This is a genomic window from Streptomyces sp. NPDC037421 (genome assembly GCF_055602105.1).
This window is the reverse complement of record NZ_JBVJWV010000018.1, coordinates 94,615-110,100: the sequence shown is the minus strand read 5'-3', so window position 1 is coordinate 110,100 and position 15,486 is coordinate 94,615. Positions and strand designations below refer to the sequence as shown.

At 72.5% G+C, this 15,486-nt stretch carries 19 protein-coding genes and 2 tRNA genes; 14 read left to right on the top strand and 7 right to left on the bottom strand.

The window, feature by feature from the left end:
* The first annotated feature begins 73 nt into the window (after window positions 1-73).
* The 11 genes from ACZ7IF_RS24535 to ACZ7IF_RS24485 all read left to right on the top strand — a co-directional run bounded on the left by ACZ7IF_RS24535 (window position 74) and on the right by ACZ7IF_RS24485 (window position 5,220).
* The gene (locus ACZ7IF_RS24535; RefSeq protein WP_470974946.1) at window positions 74-265 is read left to right on the top strand and encodes a hypothetical protein; all 192 of its coding nucleotides are present in this window, start codon (window positions 74-76) and stop codon (window positions 263-265) included.
* 20 nt (window positions 266-285) lie between these two features.
* On the top strand, window positions 286-969 hold the full coding sequence (locus ACZ7IF_RS24530; RefSeq protein ID WP_470974943.1) for a DUF2637 domain-containing protein: 684 nt from the start codon (window positions 286-288) through the stop codon (window positions 967-969).
* A 21-nt stretch (window positions 970-990) separates the two neighbouring features.
* Window positions 991-1,179 (top strand): mobile element transfer protein, encoded by a 189-nt coding sequence (locus ACZ7IF_RS24525; protein WP_125545408.1) that lies wholly within the window; start codon window positions 991-993, stop codon window positions 1,177-1,179.
* Window positions 1,180-1,198: 19 nt separating this feature from the next.
* The gene (locus ACZ7IF_RS24520; RefSeq protein WP_470974940.1) at window positions 1,199-1,354 is read left to right on the top strand and encodes a hypothetical protein; all 156 of its coding nucleotides are present in this window, start codon (window positions 1,199-1,201) and stop codon (window positions 1,352-1,354) included.
* Window positions 1,355-1,365: 11 nt separating this feature from the next.
* The gene (locus ACZ7IF_RS24515) at window positions 1,366-1,683 is read left to right on the top strand and encodes a SpdD-like protein (protein WP_470974937.1); all 318 of its coding nucleotides are present in this window, start codon (window positions 1,366-1,368) and stop codon (window positions 1,681-1,683) included.
* Window positions 1,684-1,778: 95 nt separating this feature from the next.
* Window positions 1,779-1,958 (top strand): hypothetical protein, encoded by a 180-nt coding sequence (locus ACZ7IF_RS24510; RefSeq protein ID WP_470974934.1) that lies wholly within the window; start codon window positions 1,779-1,781, stop codon window positions 1,956-1,958.
* Between the two features lie 4 nt (window positions 1,959-1,962).
* Window positions 1,963-2,205 (top strand): hypothetical protein, encoded by a 243-nt coding sequence (locus ACZ7IF_RS24505; RefSeq protein WP_470974931.1) that lies wholly within the window; start codon window positions 1,963-1,965, stop codon window positions 2,203-2,205.
* Window positions 2,198-2,383 carry a hypothetical protein gene (locus tag ACZ7IF_RS24500; RefSeq protein WP_470974928.1) on the top strand — a complete coding sequence of 62 codons (186 nt, stop codon included), beginning with the start codon at window positions 2,198-2,200 and terminating at the stop codon, window positions 2,381-2,383. Before ACZ7IF_RS24505 ends, ACZ7IF_RS24500 begins: the two co-directional genes overlap by 8 nt.
* 4 nt (window positions 2,384-2,387) lie before the next feature.
* Window positions 2,388-3,791, top strand: coding sequence for a replication initiator protein RepSA (repSA, locus tag ACZ7IF_RS24495; RefSeq protein ID WP_470974925.1), 1,404 nt, complete (start codon window positions 2,388-2,390; stop codon window positions 3,789-3,791).
* On the top strand, window positions 3,788-3,994 hold the full coding sequence (locus ACZ7IF_RS24490) for an excisionase family DNA-binding protein (protein ID WP_470974923.1): 207 nt from the start codon (window positions 3,788-3,790) through the stop codon (window positions 3,992-3,994). Before repSA ends, ACZ7IF_RS24490 begins: the two co-directional genes overlap by 4 nt.
* Complete coding sequence (locus ACZ7IF_RS24485) at window positions 3,982-5,220, top strand: site-specific integrase (RefSeq protein WP_470974920.1); 1,239 nt, start codon at window positions 3,982-3,984, stop codon at window positions 5,218-5,220. The genes ACZ7IF_RS24490 and ACZ7IF_RS24485 overlap by 13 nt, the downstream gene beginning before the upstream one ends.
* A 79-nt stretch (window positions 5,221-5,299) precedes the next feature.
* On the opposite strand, the gene ACZ7IF_RS24480 is transcribed toward ACZ7IF_RS24485, so the two are convergent.
* Window positions 5,300-5,372: transfer RNA gene (locus ACZ7IF_RS24480), tRNA-Arg, on the bottom strand.
* A gap of 364 nt (window positions 5,373-5,736) precedes the next feature.
* A tRNA-Ser gene (locus ACZ7IF_RS24475) sits at window positions 5,737-5,827 on the bottom strand.
* A 177-nt stretch (window positions 5,828-6,004) separates the two neighbouring features.
* Between ACZ7IF_RS24475 and ACZ7IF_RS24470 the strand changes: the two genes are divergently transcribed.
* The 3 genes from ACZ7IF_RS24470 (at window position 6,005) to ACZ7IF_RS24460 (ending at window position 10,372) form a co-directional block, all read left to right on the top strand.
* Window positions 6,005-6,427 (top strand): SSI family serine proteinase inhibitor, encoded by a 423-nt coding sequence (locus tag ACZ7IF_RS24470; protein ID WP_469113969.1) that lies wholly within the window; start codon window positions 6,005-6,007, stop codon window positions 6,425-6,427.
* 119 nt (window positions 6,428-6,546) lie between these two features.
* A complete protein-coding gene (locus tag ACZ7IF_RS24465; protein WP_470974917.1) occupies window positions 6,547-9,783 on the top strand; it encodes a PAS domain-containing protein in 3,237 nt (1,078 codons plus the stop codon).
* 13 nt (window positions 9,784-9,796) lie between these two features.
* A complete protein-coding gene (locus ACZ7IF_RS24460) occupies window positions 9,797-10,372 on the top strand; it encodes an antibiotic biosynthesis monooxygenase (RefSeq protein WP_470974914.1) in 576 nt (191 codons plus the stop codon).
* 12 nt (window positions 10,373-10,384) lie between these two features.
* Here the strand turns inward: ACZ7IF_RS24460 and ACZ7IF_RS24455 are convergent, their stop codons facing one another.
* The 5 genes from ACZ7IF_RS24455 to ACZ7IF_RS24435 all read right to left on the bottom strand — a co-directional run bounded on the left by ACZ7IF_RS24455 (window position 10,385) and on the right by ACZ7IF_RS24435 (window position 15,485).
* Window positions 10,385-12,034: a long-chain fatty acid--CoA ligase gene (locus ACZ7IF_RS24455; RefSeq protein ID WP_470974910.1), complete on the bottom strand. Its 1,650-nt coding sequence runs from the start codon at window positions 12,032-12,034 to the stop codon at window positions 10,385-10,387.
* A 187-nt stretch (window positions 12,035-12,221) separates the two neighbouring features.
* Entirely contained in the window at window positions 12,222-12,755 is a 534-nt protein-coding gene (locus tag ACZ7IF_RS24450) for a SigE family RNA polymerase sigma factor (RefSeq protein WP_470974907.1), read from the bottom strand.
* A 134-nt stretch (window positions 12,756-12,889) separates the two neighbouring features.
* Window positions 12,890-14,056 carry a lipid-transfer protein gene (locus ACZ7IF_RS24445; protein ID WP_470974904.1) on the bottom strand — a complete coding sequence of 389 codons (1,167 nt, stop codon included), beginning with the start codon at window positions 14,054-14,056 and terminating at the stop codon, window positions 12,890-12,892.
* Window positions 14,053-14,442 (bottom strand): MaoC family dehydratase, encoded by a 390-nt coding sequence (locus ACZ7IF_RS24440; RefSeq protein ID WP_470974902.1) that lies wholly within the window; start codon window positions 14,440-14,442, stop codon window positions 14,053-14,055. Before ACZ7IF_RS24440 ends, ACZ7IF_RS24445 begins: the two co-directional genes overlap by 4 nt.
* Window positions 14,439-15,485 carry an acyl-CoA dehydrogenase family protein gene (locus ACZ7IF_RS24435; RefSeq protein WP_470974899.1) on the bottom strand — a complete coding sequence of 349 codons (1,047 nt, stop codon included), beginning with the start codon at window positions 15,483-15,485 and terminating at the stop codon, window positions 14,439-14,441. The genes ACZ7IF_RS24440 and ACZ7IF_RS24435 overlap by 4 nt, the downstream gene beginning before the upstream one ends.
* Between the last annotated feature and the right edge of the window lies 1 nt (window position 15,486).

The following is a 15,486-nucleotide window of genomic DNA, read 5'->3' as shown; positions in this document are numbered from 1 at the left end:
TTCCCCCTCGGTCGGCGTGACCGTCTCACGCCAGGTCCCTACCCGGCCCATGCCCGAAACCGAAGGGAACCCCATGTCCACCACGAAGAAGCCCCCGGCCCCGCGCCGCCGTACGGCCAAGCCCCCGTCCACCCCGCCGTCCTGCGGCACCTGCAACGGCACCGGCGAGACCACCACGACGGTCCGGGTCGGACGCAAGCGCCGGGAGATCGGTGCCACCCAGACCGCGCTGTGCCTGGACTGCCTCGGCACCGGCACCGCCTGACCCAGGAAGGAAGCGGCCTCGTGTTACGCACCCTCCGCTTCGACGCCGTACTCATCCAAGCCGTCATCGCCGGGGCCCTGTCCTTCGCCCACCTCCACGACCTCGCCGTCGCGGCCGGACAGGACGGATGGAAGGCCTGGGCCTACCCGGTCAGCGTCGACCTGCTGTTGGTCGCGGCATGGCGACGGATGCGCATGGACGCGGAGAACCGCGATGCCTGGCTCTGGTTCGCCATCGCCCTCATCGCATCCCTCGGCGCCAACATCGCCACCGCCGGACTCCTCGACCTCAACCATGTTCCGGCCTGGCTGCGGATCCTCGTCGCCGGATGGCCCGCCCTCGCCTTCCTCGGCGGCACCCTCCTCGCCCACGCCCCGGCCCCAGAGCCGCACACGCCGGATCCGGAGCCCGTGGATCAGCCGCGCGTCGAGCCCGCGCCGGACCTGACGGTGGAGCGGATCCCGGACCCGGCTCCCGAACTCCCGCCGGCCGAACCCGCCCCGGAAGTCGTGGACGAAGCCCCGGAAGAGCCCGCCCCCGCGCCGGTGGCCGTGCCTGTTCCGCCCGCGCTGCTCGATCACGCCCGGAAGATCGCTGACGCCCACCGGACACAGACCGGAGCCCCGATCGACGCGGCAACCCTCCGGGCCCGCCTCGGAGTCCCGGCCGCGCTGGCGGACTCGATCGTCCTCCAACTCGCCTGACACGAAAGGAGATCACCGGCCATGCGCCCGAAGCGCTTCTACAACGTGATCCTCATCGGCCCGGTCCGCGTCGGCACCCACCACGACGGACGCGGCACCACCAAGCACACCGCAGCCTGCACCGCCCCCGACTGCGGGTTCTCCGCCGACTACACCACCCGCGCCGGCGCCGAACTCGCCGCCCGCACCCACCGCTGCAACCCGCGCTAACCCGCGAAGGAGACACCTCATGGACGTCCCGCTCTGGCTCGCCCTGATCGTCGTCGGCGCCCTCGGGACCAAGCTCATCCGCCCGCCCTGGTGGCTCGTCGCCGTGATCCTCCTCGGCGGCTACCTCCTCGCCGACAGCTTCCTCGCCCCGCTCGCCGACCCGATCACCAAATAGGGAGACCCGCCATGTTCCGACCGCACATCCCGGTCAACCCGCTCCCGACCGGCATCGTCACCCCACTCGCACAGGCCAGCCCCACCGCCGGCGTCGAGCCGCGCCACGAGTCCGCCCCGGTGGCCGCCGCGCCGACCGTCCCGGCTCGCCCCACGGTCCAGCTCACCCCTGGCAGCGTTCTCACCCTCGCCGCCGGCGGTGGCGCCGCGGTCCTGGTCGTCGGCGCCGTCCTCGTCTCGATGCTCCTCGCCGTCGCCATCACCGGCGTCTCGATCGCCGTGATCGCGGTGGTCCTGCGGCTGCTCATCAAGGACCTGCACAAGCACTGAACGGCCCCCGGGGCGGCCTCGGTCGCCAAACTTCCGCCGCCCCGGGCGCCTCAACCCCATTCCAGATCCAACGGACCCGAAAGGGCTTCCTCATCATGCCCGAGCACACCCACTCCCCGCGCGTCTGCCGCGACTGCGACGGCTTCGCCACCGCCACCATCACCACCGGCCTCCGCACCCCGGACGGCACCCGGACCACCATCCCCGTCCACTGCCCCACCTGCCGGGGCCTGGGCCACACCGTCACCGCCGTCCGCGTCCGCGTCGGGAGGTGACCGCATGAACAGCCTTTCCGTCTCCGGACACATCAAGTCAGACACCCGACTCCGCGTCAGCGCCTTCCCCGACCGCTCTCGCCCCTTCGTCAGCCTCCGGATCGAGGGCGACACGATCGAAATCGCGCTCCTGGCTGCCCCCGGCTCAGCCGAAACCCTTCGCGCCCTCTCCGCCGCCGCAAGCGAGGCTGCCGCAACCTTGGACGCCCTAACCGCCGAGGCTGCGGAGGTGTCCGGCCATGGCTGACCTCACCCCCACCACCGGCCGTCCCGGCCTGCACATCAGCAAGCCCTCCCCCTCCGAGCCGGCCACCGCCTCCGCCGTCTGCCACTGCGGCGCCTCCGCGTCTGCCAAGGGAGACGCACAGGTCACAGCGCTGGTCGCTGGATGGAACTCCAGCCACGGCCCCGCCCACGGGAAGTGATCACGTGATCGACACCGCCACTGCGGCGGGCCTGGACCCGGCCACCCTGAGCGACCTGCTCAAGGTGGCCGGGGCCCCCGGCTTCGACCGCCTCACCGAACAGATCCGCCGCACCGGAGGATGCGCCGCCCCTATCCGCCTCTCCGGGGGCACCAAGCTCCTCGACCCCGCCACCAAGACCGTGCTCCACGCCTACACCACCGACACCGAACCCGGCGGCGTCCTGCGCGTGGCCTGCGGCAACCGCCGGGCCTCCCGCTGCCCCGCCTGCGCCTGGACCTACGCCGGCGACACCTACCACCTCATCCGCGCCGGCCTCATCGGCGACCCCGGCAAGGGCACCCCCGACACGATCCGCGACCACCCCCGCGTCTTCGCCACCCTCACCGCCCCATCATTCGGCCCCGTCCACAACCGCCCCGGCACCCGCCCCTGCCGCTGCGGCACCCAGCACCCTGAGGACGCGCCCGAACTCGGCACCCCGCTTGACCCGACGACGTACGACTACGCGGGCGCGGTGCTGTGGAACAACCACGCCTCCGAGCTGTGGCGGTACTTCACGATCTACCTTCGCCGCGAGATCGCCGCCCGCGCTGGCCTCACCCAAAAAGCTGCCCGCGAACAGTCCCGCGTCTCCTTCGGCAAAGTCGCCGAGTACCAAAAGCGCGGCGCCGTCCACTTCCACGCCGTCATCCGCTTCGACGGACCCAACGGCCCCGACTCCCCGCCGCCCGCCTGGGCCAGCCTCGACCTCCTCACCGACGCCATCCGGGCCGCCGCCGCCCGCGTCCGCGTCGTCGTACCGGCGAACCCGGAGCACGGCTTCGAGGACGAGTGGGTGCTCCGGTGGGGTGAGCAGATCGACGTGCAGCCCATCGGCGCGTTCGGGGACGGGGAGGAGCTGACGGAACAGGCGGTCGCCTCCTATGTCGCCAAGTACGCCACCAAAGCCGCCGAGACCACCGGCACCGTGGATCACCCGGTGGGCAACAAGGAAGCGCTCGTCCTCCTCGGCGTCCCGGATCACCCCCGGCGGCTGATGGAAGCCTGCATGGACCTCGACCGGGCCTACCCCGAACGGCGGCTGAGGGCCTGGGCTCACATGCTCGGCTTCCGCGGCCACTTCTCCACCAAGTCCCGCCGCTACTCCACCACCCTCGGCGCCTTACGCCAGGTCCGCGCCGACTACCGCGCCGCCCAACAACGCACCGCCCTCGGCCTGCCCAACCCGGACGACCACCCGGAAGCCACCCTCCTCGTCGTCGCCCACTGGTCCTACGCCGGTCACGGCCACACCCCCGGCGAATCCTGGCTCGCTGCCAACGTCCGCCGGGACCTCCAGCACAACCGCGAGCATGCCCGCGAGCTGCGGGCCGAACTGTCCGAACTGGAAGGAGAGACCACATGACTGCCGTAGCCATCGAGCGGAAGTGGCACACCACGGCCGAGGTTGCCGACATGCTCGGCTTCGGCCTGTCCAAGACGAAGATGCTCGTGCTCACCGGGGAGATCCGTTCGGTGAAGGTGGGCCGCAACCGCCGCATCCTCCCGGCCTGGGTGGACGAGTACATCGAGCGCGTCGCCGCCGACGCCGAAGGGTGGGCGGCGTGAGCGGCAAACGGGGCAACGGCGAGGGCTCGATCTACCCGTACAAGAACGGCTATGCGGCCTACGTCTGGGTCACCAAGCCGGACGGCAAGCGCGCCCGAAAGTACGCCTACGGCAAGACCCGCGAGGAGGTCCACGAGAAGTGGCTCAACCTGCACGCGGAGGCGAAGAAGGGGCCGGTCGCCACCCGGCACCGCACGGTCGGAGCCTTCCTCGCCTACTGGTTGGAGTCGATCGTGAAGCCGAACCTGGCGCCGCTGTCGTACGTCTCGTACGAGGGGTACGTACGCCTCTACATCGGTCCGCACCTGGGGACGAAGCGGCTGGACAAGCTCACCGTGCGGGACGTGCGCGAGTGGCTGACCAAGCTGGCGGCCGTCTGCCAGTGCTGCGCCCAGGGCAAGGACGCGAAGCGCGCCCTCGGTAGCCGCCGGTGCTGTGCCGTCGGGGAGTGCTGCGAGTCGTACCCGTCCCGTCGGGTGATCCAGGGTTCCCGTGACGCGCTGCGGGCCGCGCTCACCCACGCCGTGACCGAGGAGGAGATCGGCAAGAACGTCGCCTCCCTCGTCAAGGTGCCGAAGCCCCGCCGCAAGCGCATCAAGCCGTGGTCCGTGGTCGAGGCGGGCCGGTTCTTGGCCGATGGGGTCGCCCGGGAGGATCACCTCTTCGCCGCCTGGATGCTCGTCCTCTGCCTCGGGCTCCGGCGCGGTGAGGTGCTGGGGCTGACGTGGAAGTCGATCGACTTCGACGGCGGCGAGCTGTACGTGGACCACCAGATCCAGCGGGCCGGACGGCAGATCCTGCACCGGGAGACCAAGACCGAGGACTCCGACGACTTCCTTCCGCTGCCCGCGCTCTGCCTGAAGGCTCTGAGGATGCGTCGTGCCCAGCAGATCGGGGACCGGAAGGCTGCCGGGGAGCTTTGGCAGGACAGCCACGATCTTGTCTTCACGACGAAGTACGGGACTCCGATCGAGCCGGGCAACCTGACCCGCATGTTCGCGCTCCGGGCTCGGCGCGCCGGCCTGCGGGTGATCCCGCTGCGGAACACCCGGCACACGTGCAGCTCGCTCCTGGTGGCGCTCAAGGTCCACCCGAAGGTGGCACAGCGGATCCTGCGGCATTCGCAGATCGCCATGACGATGGAGGTCTACGCCGAAGCGAGCGAGGAAGAGGTACGAGCCGCAATCGGCAAGCTGTCCGAAGCGATGGGCGGCGGTACCGGCTGAGGCGGTTGCTGTACTTCGCTGCTGTACGGCAGGAAACGGCAGAGGCCCCGGACTTCCGTCCGGGGCCTCAGGCCTGCTGTGCACTCGGCAGGATTCGAACCTGCAACCTTCTGATCCGTAGTCAGATGCTCTATCCGTTAAGCTACGAGTGCTTGGGCTTCCCGGGTTTTTTTCGCCCCGTTGGCCTTGCGAGAACAACAATACATGGACCTCGCCGGGACGCGAAATCCATTAGCCCCAAGGCCTCTGACCTGCGGAAACACCCTGGAAGAAGATCGTCCGGAAGGTTCCGCGCCACAGCGCCGGGCCCGGCTGGCTACCCACGGGGGGCCATCCGAAACCCCTCCAAGCCCTGAACGCACCGGCCCACGCCGGGCGCCCCCACCCGGCTCCCGGCTCCCGGCTCCCGGCTCCCGGCTCCCGGCTCCCGGCATCCGGCATCCGGCATCCGGCATCCGGGAACACGCCAAACGCACCGAAGCCCCGGTCCATCAGGACCGGGGCTTCGGTGAGGTGCGGAGGCGGAGGGATTTGAACCCTCGATGGGGTGTAAGCCCCAAACCGCATTAGCAGTGCGGCGCCATAGACCGGACTAGGCGACGCCTCCAGCACACCCTCGCGTACGAAGGTGCGTGCAGATGATGACACAGGCGCGGGGCCGGTCACCAATCCGCTCCCAACGGTACAAGGAGCTGGGGCCACAGGGCAAAGGCTTAAGCACGCAACGTCCGAGCGGGAAGGTCGTTGGTGAGGCGTACGACGTACGGACGACCTGGAGTGCCCCATGCTGCGTCTCGCCGCCTTCGCCGTCACCTCCGCCCTGGCCGCCGCGGCTGCCGGACCACTGCCGCCCCTGCCCCTGGGGCGCCTGCTCTCCGCGCCCGACCGGCTCACCATCGAGATCTCCAAGAGCGGCAACCGCCTCGTCGACGGCACGCACCGGCTGGAGTGCCACCCCGCCGGCGGCGACCACCCCTTCGCCGAGGAGGCCTGCGCCCGTCTCGACACGCTGGCCAGACAGGGCAAGGACCCCTTCGCCGAGCCGGACTCCAAGAACTGCTCGTTCCAGTACGGCGGGTCGGCCGTCGCCCGGGTCACCGGAACATGGCGCGGCCAGAAGGTGGACACCACGTTCCAGCGAAGGAACGGCTGCGACATCGCCCGGTGGAAGAACCTGGAACCTGTGCTTCCGGGGGAGCATTCCTGACCTGGGACGATGCGGCGGATGCGCGTTTTCCCCCGTACATCCGCCACCTCGCGGCAGGACGGTGCCCTTAGACTCCTCCCGTGACATGCCGGTAGTCGTGGTCAGGGAGGAAGCTCGTCGTGAGCAGCAGGCCATCCCGAGGCGCTGCTCGCCTCGCAGCAATACTCGACGCGCTCCCGGACGCGCTGTTGCTCGTCAACGCCAACGGCACGGTCGTCAACGCCAATTCGATCGCCCTCGAAGTCATGGAGAGCCCCGGTACCGGGCTCGTCGGCCGCGGGGTGCTCGACCTCCTGCCGGAGTTCGACTCCAAGCAGATCCCCGGCTCGATGCGCCGCCCCGGCGACCGCGAGGAGGGCCGCTCCCGGCCGAAGCGGATGACCGCGCGCCGCACCGACGGCAGCGAGTTCCCCGTCGAGGTCACCAGCGCCCACCTCGACGGCCGTGACGCCTACCGCGAGCCCCAGCCGTACACCGGCGACGAACTGCTGATGCTCGTCGTCCGGGACCTCTCCGAGACGGTGGACACCGAGGCCGAGCTGGCCCGCTCCCAGCGGCAGACCGAGATGATCCTGCGCGCCGCCGCCGAGGGCGTCGTGGGCACGGACACCGAGGGCCGCGTCGTCCTCGTCAATCCGGCCGCCGCGCAGATCCTCGGCTACCGCGCCACCGATCTCGGCAACCGCGAGCTGCACGGGCTGATCCAGCACTCGCGCGCCGACGGCTCGCCCTTCCCCTTCGACGAGTCCCCGCTCGCCGACACCCTGCGCAGCGGGCGCAAGCACCGGGTCCGAGGCCAGGTGCTGTGGAACAAGGCCGGGCAGGCCGTCGCCGTCGACCTGACCACCTCGCCCGTACGGGACGGGGAGCTGCTCGTCGGCGCGGTGATGACCTTCACCGACCGGCGCCAGTACGACGCCCTCGCCGCGCGCCACGCCCAGCTGCTGGCCGTCCTCGGGGACTCGCTGCGCGGCCCGCTGGAAGAACTGCGCGGGGAGCTCGCCACGCTGGCCGCCGACGACGGGGGCCAGCTGTGGCCCGAGGCCAACCAGCTGCTGCACCATCTCGCCGCCGGCTACTCGCGGATGACCACCCTCGTGGACAACGTGCTGGAGTACCAGCGCCTGGACGCGGGCAGCGACAAGCTCAAGAAGAAGAACGCCCTGATCAACACGGTCGTCGCGGCGGGTGTCGACGGCGCGGTCGAACTGATCGGCCCCGGGCGGGCGCAGTTCGCCGTCCACGCCCCGACGATCGAGGCCGAGGTGGACGAGGGACGGATCGCGGCCGCCCTCGCGCACCTGATCGCGGACGTCGCCGGGGTGGACGCCACCGGCAAGACCGCCCAGGGCAGCGGGTACGGCGACTCCACGATCGTGGTGGCCGCGGCCCAGCGGGGCGATGTCGTACGCATCGAGGTGCGCGGCCCCTACGAGGGCGGGGACCCGGTGCACGAGCCGATCGTGCGGGGCATCGTCGCCGCGCACGGCGGGGTCCTTCAGACGGTGGAGGTACCCGGTGCGCCCGGCGGGGCGTACGTGCTGGAGCTGCCGCTGGGTTCGGGCGCCGGGACGGTGACCCTGCCGGAGCCCGAGGATCAGCCCGCGCCGGAGCCCGAGGCCGCCCCCGCGACGGTCTCCGGCGGCCGGCGGGGCCGGCGCGGGGTGGACGCCTTCCTGGAGGACGAGGCCGCCGGGGCGAAGGGCCCCGAGGCGCGCGAGGGCGGGGGCGCGCTGGCGCTGCCGTCCGGGCGCCGCCGGGCGGAGGGCGAGGCTCCCGCGCAGGCCGTCGTGTCCGGTCCGGCTGAACTGGCCCAGTCACCGGTGAACCCGGCGGGGCTCGGTACCGGGCGCCGACGGGGCCGCGACGGTGACGACGCCCCGCACGACCGGCCCGTACCGCCGCAGGGCACCGCCATGCCCGCGCTGCCGCCCGTACCGTCGGTGCCCCCGGTTCCGGTGACCGAGCACCCGGCGGGCCGCCGCAGGGCGCTGGGGCCGGCCGGTGCGGCCGCGCAGCCCGCCGGCCCGGTGCCGGCGGCCGGGCTCCCGGCGCCCGCCGCGCCGCGGCCCGTCGCCCCCGAGGGCGGCTTCGCCCTGCCGGCCGGGCCCGCCACGGGTTCCGGTTCCGCCGAGTCCGACACCGAGGGCCCGGGCGGACGCCGTGGCCGGCGGGTGCTCGGCGCACCTGCGGACCCCGAGCCGCCGCACCCGGCGGACGGTGCGGAGCCCGCGCTCCCGACCGGGCGGCGGCGTGCGCTGCCCGCGACCCCCGCTTGGCCGGTTCCCGCCGCCCGCACCGCCCCCGAGGACGGCGAGACCCCCGTGCAGCCCTCCGTCCCCGGTGCCCGCCGGCCCGGCGAGGCCCCGGCCGGTGCGGGGCAGCCGATCAGCGTGCGCGCTCTGGGCACCCTGGGCCAGGGCATCGCCGTGGACCCGGGCGCCGCGGGCGCGGAGGGTTCCGGTTCCGGCCGGCGCCGGCGGCTCGCCGAACCCGCGCCCCAGGGGCGGGCCTTCGCCATAGGGGCCCCCGAGGCGGGCGCGGCCGAGGGCCCGGAGCCGCTGGACGGCCCCGGGGGAGCGGTCGAGGTGGTCAACCGGCCGCCCGTACCGCAGCCCGTGGACGACGAGCTGCCGCCGGAGCCGCTGGACAACCCGCGCCGGCTCCTGGTGTGGCCGGCGCCGGACGCGCAGACGCAGCAGGCGCTGAGCGACCGCGGCTACCGCCCGGTGATCGTGCACTCGCGCGAGGAGGTGGACGCGCAGATCGCGGCGTTCCCCGCCGCGCTGTTCGTCGACCCGCTGACCGGGCCCATCACCCGGACCGCCCTGCAGTCCCTGCGCCAGGCCGCGGTGGCCGCCGAGGTGCCCGTACTGGTGACGGCCGGGCTGGGGCACGCCACGCGCGAGGCGGCGTACGGTGCCGATCCCGCCGTACTGCTCAAGGCGCTCGCGGCCCGCGACAGCGAGCAGCACCCGTCCCGGGTCCTGCTGATCGAGGAGCACGACGAGATCGCCACCGCGCTGACCGCCGCGCTGGAACGGCGCGGCCTCCAGGTCGCCCGGGCGGGCGCGGACACCGACGCCGTGGAGCTGGCGAGCCGGATGCGGCCCAACCTGGTGGTCATGGACCTGATGCAGGTCCGTCGCCGGCGGGCCGGGATCGTGGACTGGCTGCGTGCGAACGGGCTGCTGAACCGTACTCCGCTGGTCGTCTACACGACCGCCGGGATCGGTCCCGCCGACCTGCCGCGGCTGGCCTCGGGCGAGAGCGTGCTGTTCCTCGCCGAGCGGGCCACCACGGCCGATGTGCAGGGCCGCATCGTGGACTTGCTGGCCAAGATCGGGACCAACTAGCGATCCTGGCCCCATGGCCCTCACCGACGCGTCCGAGCACACCGTTCCCGCCGACAACGGGGAGGTGAACCTCCTCATCGCCCGGCAGGTGGAGCCCGGCCACGAGGAGACGTTCGAGGCCTGGGCCCACGGCATCCTGGAGACGGCCGCCGCTTTCCCCGGGCACCTCGGGTACGGGCTGTTCCGGCCCGCCACCGAGGGCGGCCCGTGGTTCCTGGTGCACCGCTTCCGTGACCAGGCGGCCTTCCAGCGGTGGCAGGACTCCCCCGAGCGGGCCCAGTGGTTCTCGAACTGCCTGGGCCACCACCACACCGAGATAGCCCGGCGTGAACTGCACGGGATGGAGACCTGGTTCGCCAAGCCGGGTACGACCCGGCCCGCGCCGCCGCGCTGGAAGATGGCGATCAGCTCGGGGCTGGCCATCTTCCCGATCTCGCTCGCGGGCAACGCGCTGCTCGGGCCGTACCTGGTGGACCTGCACTTCGTGGTGCGGACGGCCGCCTTCGCGGTCGTCTTCAGCACCCTGATGACCTACGTGGCCATGCCCGCCGTCAGCAGGCTGCTGCGGCCATGGCTCACGCGCGGCTGACGTCCGCGGGTCCTACGCGAGGGTGGTGACCTCCAGCTCGCCGTCCGCGTACTGCTTGCGGATCACCTTCTTGTCGAACTTGCCGACGCTGGTCTTCGGCACGGCCCCGACGACCGTCCAGCGCTCCGGGAGCTGCCACTTGGCGATGGACTGGCCGAGGAACGCGCGCAGGCCCTCGTAGTCCACCGTGGCGCCTTCCTTGAGGACGACCGTGGCCAGGGGGCGTTCGCCCCACTTCTCGTCCGGGACGGCGACGACCGCCGCTTCGGCCACATCGGGGTGGGCCATCAGGGCGTTCTCCAGGTCGACGCTCGAAATCCACTCGCCGCCGGACTTGATGACGTCCTTGGCCCGGTCGGTGAGGGTGAGGAAGCCGTCGGAGCTGATCACGCCGACGTCCCCGGTCTTGAGCCAGCCGTCCGCGCTGAACTTGTCCTCGGGGCGCAGGGCTTCGCCGGACACGCCGTTGTAGTAGGAGGCGGCGATCCAGTTGCCGCGGACCTCCAGCTCGCCCGCCGATTCCCCGTCCCATGGCAGGACGTCGCCGGCGGGGCCGATGAGGCGGGCCTCGACGCCTGCCGGGAAGCGGCCCTGGGTGACCCGGTACGGCCACTCCTCCTGGGCGGTCAGCCCGGCCGGCGGGTGCGCCATGGTGCCCAGCGGGGAGGTCTCCGTCATGCCCCAGGCGTGGCAGAGGCGGACGCCGAGCTTGTCGTAGGCCTCCATCAGGGAGGGCGGACAGGCCGCGCCGCCGATGGTGACCTGCTTCATCGACGTCAGGTCGCGCGGCTTCGCGGTGACCTCGGCGAGCAGCCCCTGCCAGATGGTGGGGACGGCCGCGGCGTGCGTGGGCTTCTCCCGCTCGATCATCTCGGCGAGCGGGGCCGGCTGGAGGAACCGGTCCGGCATCAGCATGTTGATGCCGGTCATGAAGGTGGCGTGCGGCAGGCCCCAGGCGTTCACGTGGAACTGGGGCACCACGACCAGGCTGGTGTCGTGGTCGGTGAGGCCCATCGACTCGGTCATGTTGACCTGCATGGAGTGCAGGTAGATCGAGCGGTGGGAGTAGACGACGCCCTTGGGGTCCCCGGTGGTGCCGGAGGTGTAGCACATGGCCGCGGCCTGGCGCTCGTCCAGCTCGGGCCAGTCGTAGCGCTCGGGGCGGCCTTCGAGGAGCTCCTCGTACTCGTGGACCCGGACGCCCAGGCCGTCGAGGACGGAGCGGTCGCCGATGCCCACGACCACGACGTGCTCGACCGTCGGCAGGTGCGGCAGCAGCGGCGCCAGCAGCGGCAGCAGGGTGCCGTTCACCAGCACGATCCGGTCCGCGGCGTGGTTGACGATGAAGACCAGCTGCTCGGGGGGCAGCCGCAGGTTGAGCGTGTGCAGGACCGCGCCCATCGACGGGATCGCGAAGTACGCCTCGACGTGCTCGGAGTTGTTCCACATGAGGGTCGCGACACGTTCGTCCTGCTGGACCCCGAGCTCGTCGCGCAGCGCGTGCGCGAGCTGAGCGCTGCGGACGCCGATCTCGGCGAAGGTGCGCCGATGCGGCTCGGCCTCGCCGGTCCAGGTCGTGACCTGGGACCTTCCGTGAATCGTCGACCCGTGGGCCAGGATCCGCGAGATCAGCAGCGGTACATCCTGCATGGTGCTCAGCAAAGCGTCCTCCCGGTGAGCGCTGCGGCGCTGCGGCGGCTGTCGGATGCTGCCGATTCTGCGCACGTACCGGTCGGCATGTCACTACCCGGGAGTACAAACAGGCTGGCCAATCACTGTCCGGAGCCGTTCCGTGGCCGATGTTTCACGTGAAACACGCCAGCCGCCGCCACGGGAGCACCGGCCGCCCTCAGCGCACCGGGGTGAGCTCGGGGTCCTCGCGCAGCTTGACCAGCGCCCGGGAGACGGCGCTCTTGACCGTACCGACCGAGACTCCCAGCAGCTCTGCGGTCTGCGCCTCGCTCATGTCCTCGTAATAGCGCAGGACGACCATGGCCCGCTGCCGGTCGGGCAGCCGGGTGACCGCGCGCCACATCGCGTCGCGCAGCGCCTGCGCCTCGGCGGGGTCGGTTCCCGCCGGGGTCTCGTTCTCCGGGATCTCGTCGCAGACGAACTCGTCGACCTTGCGCTTGCGCCACTGGGAGGTGCGGGTGTTGACCAGGGCCCGCCGTACGTAGCCGTCGAGGGCACGGTGGTCCTCGATCCGGTCCCAGGCGACGTAGGTCTTCGCCAGGGCCGTCTGGAGCAGGTCCTCGGCGTCGCAGGGATTGGCGGTCAGGGAGCGCGCGGTGCGCAGGAGGACGGTGCCACGGGTCCGGACGTACGCCGAGAACGACGGGTACTGCGTCGGATTCGAGGCGAGCGTGCACACAGGCGTGGTCATGGCTCCACGCTAGAAGCGGCGCGCCCTTCTGGGATCGGCCCCAGGTGCCGGAGCCGGATCCCTCTCAGGTTGTACGGCCGGGCCGCGCCCCACCTACTGAAGGTGGAGGGCGCGGCCGGCCCCTGGGACCGGGGTCAGGGCCCGGCCCCCAGGATCAGGCCGGAGGTCGGCACTCCCGTACCGGCGGTGACCAGGACGTGCTCCGCGCCCGGGAGCTGGTTGACGGAGGTGCCGCGCACCTGGCGGACGGCCTCGGCGATGCCGTTCATGCCGTGCAGGTAGGCCTCCCCGAGCTGGCCCCCGTGGGTGTTGAGGGGGAGCGCCCCGGCCGCCGTGAAGTCCGCGGCCTCCCCCGGACCGCAGAAGCCGAACGCCTCCAGCTGCATGAGGACGAAGGGGGTGAAGTGGTCGTAGAGGATGCCCACGTCGATGTCCGAGGGCCGCAGTCCGCTGCTGCGCCACAGCTGGCGGGCGACCACGTCCATCTCCGGGAGGCCGGTGAGGTCGTCCCGGTAGAAGGAGGTCATCGCCTCCTGGCGGCGGCCGGCGCCCTGCGCGGCGGCGGTGATCACGGTGGGCTTCTGCCGCAGGTCCCGGGCCCGCTCGGCCGTGGTGACGACGAGTGCCTGACCGCCGTCGGTCTCCTGGCAGCAGTCCAGCAGCCGCAGCGGCTCGACGATCCAGCGCGAGGCCGCGTGGTCGGCGAGTGTGATGGGCTTGCCGTGGAAGTGGGCGGCGGGGTTGTTCGCGGCGTGCCTGCGGCCGGTGACGGCGACGTGGCCGAAGGCCTCGGGGGTCAGGTTGTAGGCGTGCAGGTAGCGCTGGGCGGCCATGGCCACCCAGGACGCGGGGGTGAGCAGGCCCCAGGGCAGGGACCAGCCGAGGGCCGCGCCCTCCGCGGAGGGTTCGCGCTGCTGGACACCGGAGCCGAAGCGGCGGCCGGAGCGTTCGTTGAAGGCGCGGTAGCAGACCACGACCTCGGCCACCCCGGTGGCGACGGCGAGAGCGGCCTGCTGGACGGTGGCGCAGGCCGCGCCACCGCCGTAGTGGATGCGGGAGAAGAAGGACAGCTCCCCGATGCCGGCCGCCTGGGCCACGGTGATCTCGGGGCTGGTGTCCATGGTGAAGGTGACCATGCCGTCGACGTCGGCGGGGGTGAGCCCCGCGTCGTCGAGGGCGGCGTGCACCGCCTCGACGGCGAGCTTCAGCTCGCTGCGGCCGGAGTCCTTGGAGAATTCGGTCGCGCCGATGCCGGCGATGGCTGCCCGGCCGCCGAGGCCGTCGCGGGTGCGGACGCTCATGCCGCGGCCCCCAGGGTGACGGTCACGGTGCCCGTGACGTGGTGGCCGATGCGGTTGGCTCCGACGACCCTGATCTCGGCGGTGTCCCCGTCGACGGCGGTGACCGTGCCCGTGAGGGTCATCGTGTCGCCCGGGTAATTGGGGGCGCCGAGGCGGATCGCGACCTTGCGCAGGAGCGCGCGCGGGCCCAGGTGGTCGGTGATGTAGCGGCCGACCAGGCCGTTGGTGGTCAGGATGTTCATGAAGACGTCCGGGGAGCCCTTCGCGCGGGCGAGCTCCGCGTCGTGGTGCACGTCCTGGTAGTCGCGGGAGGCGATCGCCCCCGCCACGATCAGGGTGCGGGTGACCGGGATCTCCAGCGGCGGCAGCTCGTCGCCGACGTTCATGCGTGTTCCCCCTCTTCTTCCCCCTCGGATATGAGGGCGCCCAGTTCGGCCAGCAGCTCGCTGCCGCAGCCCAGGTAGGCGTCCAGTTGGCGGCCCCACAGGAAGTGGCGGTGGACGGGGTGGTCCAGGTCGGCGCCCATCCCGCCGTGCAGGTGCTGGCCCGCGTGGACGACCCGCTTGCCCGCCTCGGAGGCCCACCAGGCCGCCGTGAGCGCGTGGTCGCGGGCCGGGAGGCCCTCGTCGACGCGCCAGGCCGCCTCGTACGCGGTGACCCGGATCGCCTCCGTGTCCATGTACGCGTCGGCCGCGCGGAGCATGACGCCCTGGTTCGTGGACAGCGGCCGGCCGAACTGCTCGCGGGTGGAGGTGTACTCCACGGCCCGGGCCAGCGATCCCGCGCAGACCCCCGCCTGGAGTCCGGCGAAGGCGGTGCGGGCGGCGCCGAGCACCTGGTCGTACGCCTCCGGGCCGCCGAGCCGCTCCGCGCGCGCCCCGCCCAGGGTGAGGCTCCCCGACGCCCAGGGCGCGGTGGTCTCCACCGGCCGGACGGTGGCTCCCGGCGCGTCCGTCCGTACGAGCCACAGGGCCCGGCCGGTGTCGGGGACCAGGACGTGCGTGGCGTCGCGCAGCCAGGGCACGGCGGGGGCGGTGCCGGTGAGGCGGCCGTCGGGGGTGGCGGTGAACCGGCCGCGCTCGGGGAAGGCGCCGGTGGCCACGGCTACGCCGGAGCCGAGGGCGGGCAGCAGCCGGGCGCGCTGCTCGGGGCTGCCGTGCGCGGCCACCGGCAGGACGCCGTACGCGCAGGTGGCGGCGTACGGGACCTGCGCGGTGGTGCGGCCCTGCTCCTCCAGCAGCAGGACCAGGCCGAGCAGGCCGACGTCCTCGACGGCGGCGGTCAGCCCGGCGGAGGTGAGGGCCTTCCAGTGCTCGGCGTCGCTGCCGGTGCCGGCGGCGACGAGGCGTTCGTGGGTCGCCAGGTCACGGAAGATCCTCGCGGCGAGACCGGCCGCGGCGGCCTGTTCCTCGGTGGGGTGGAAGTCCATG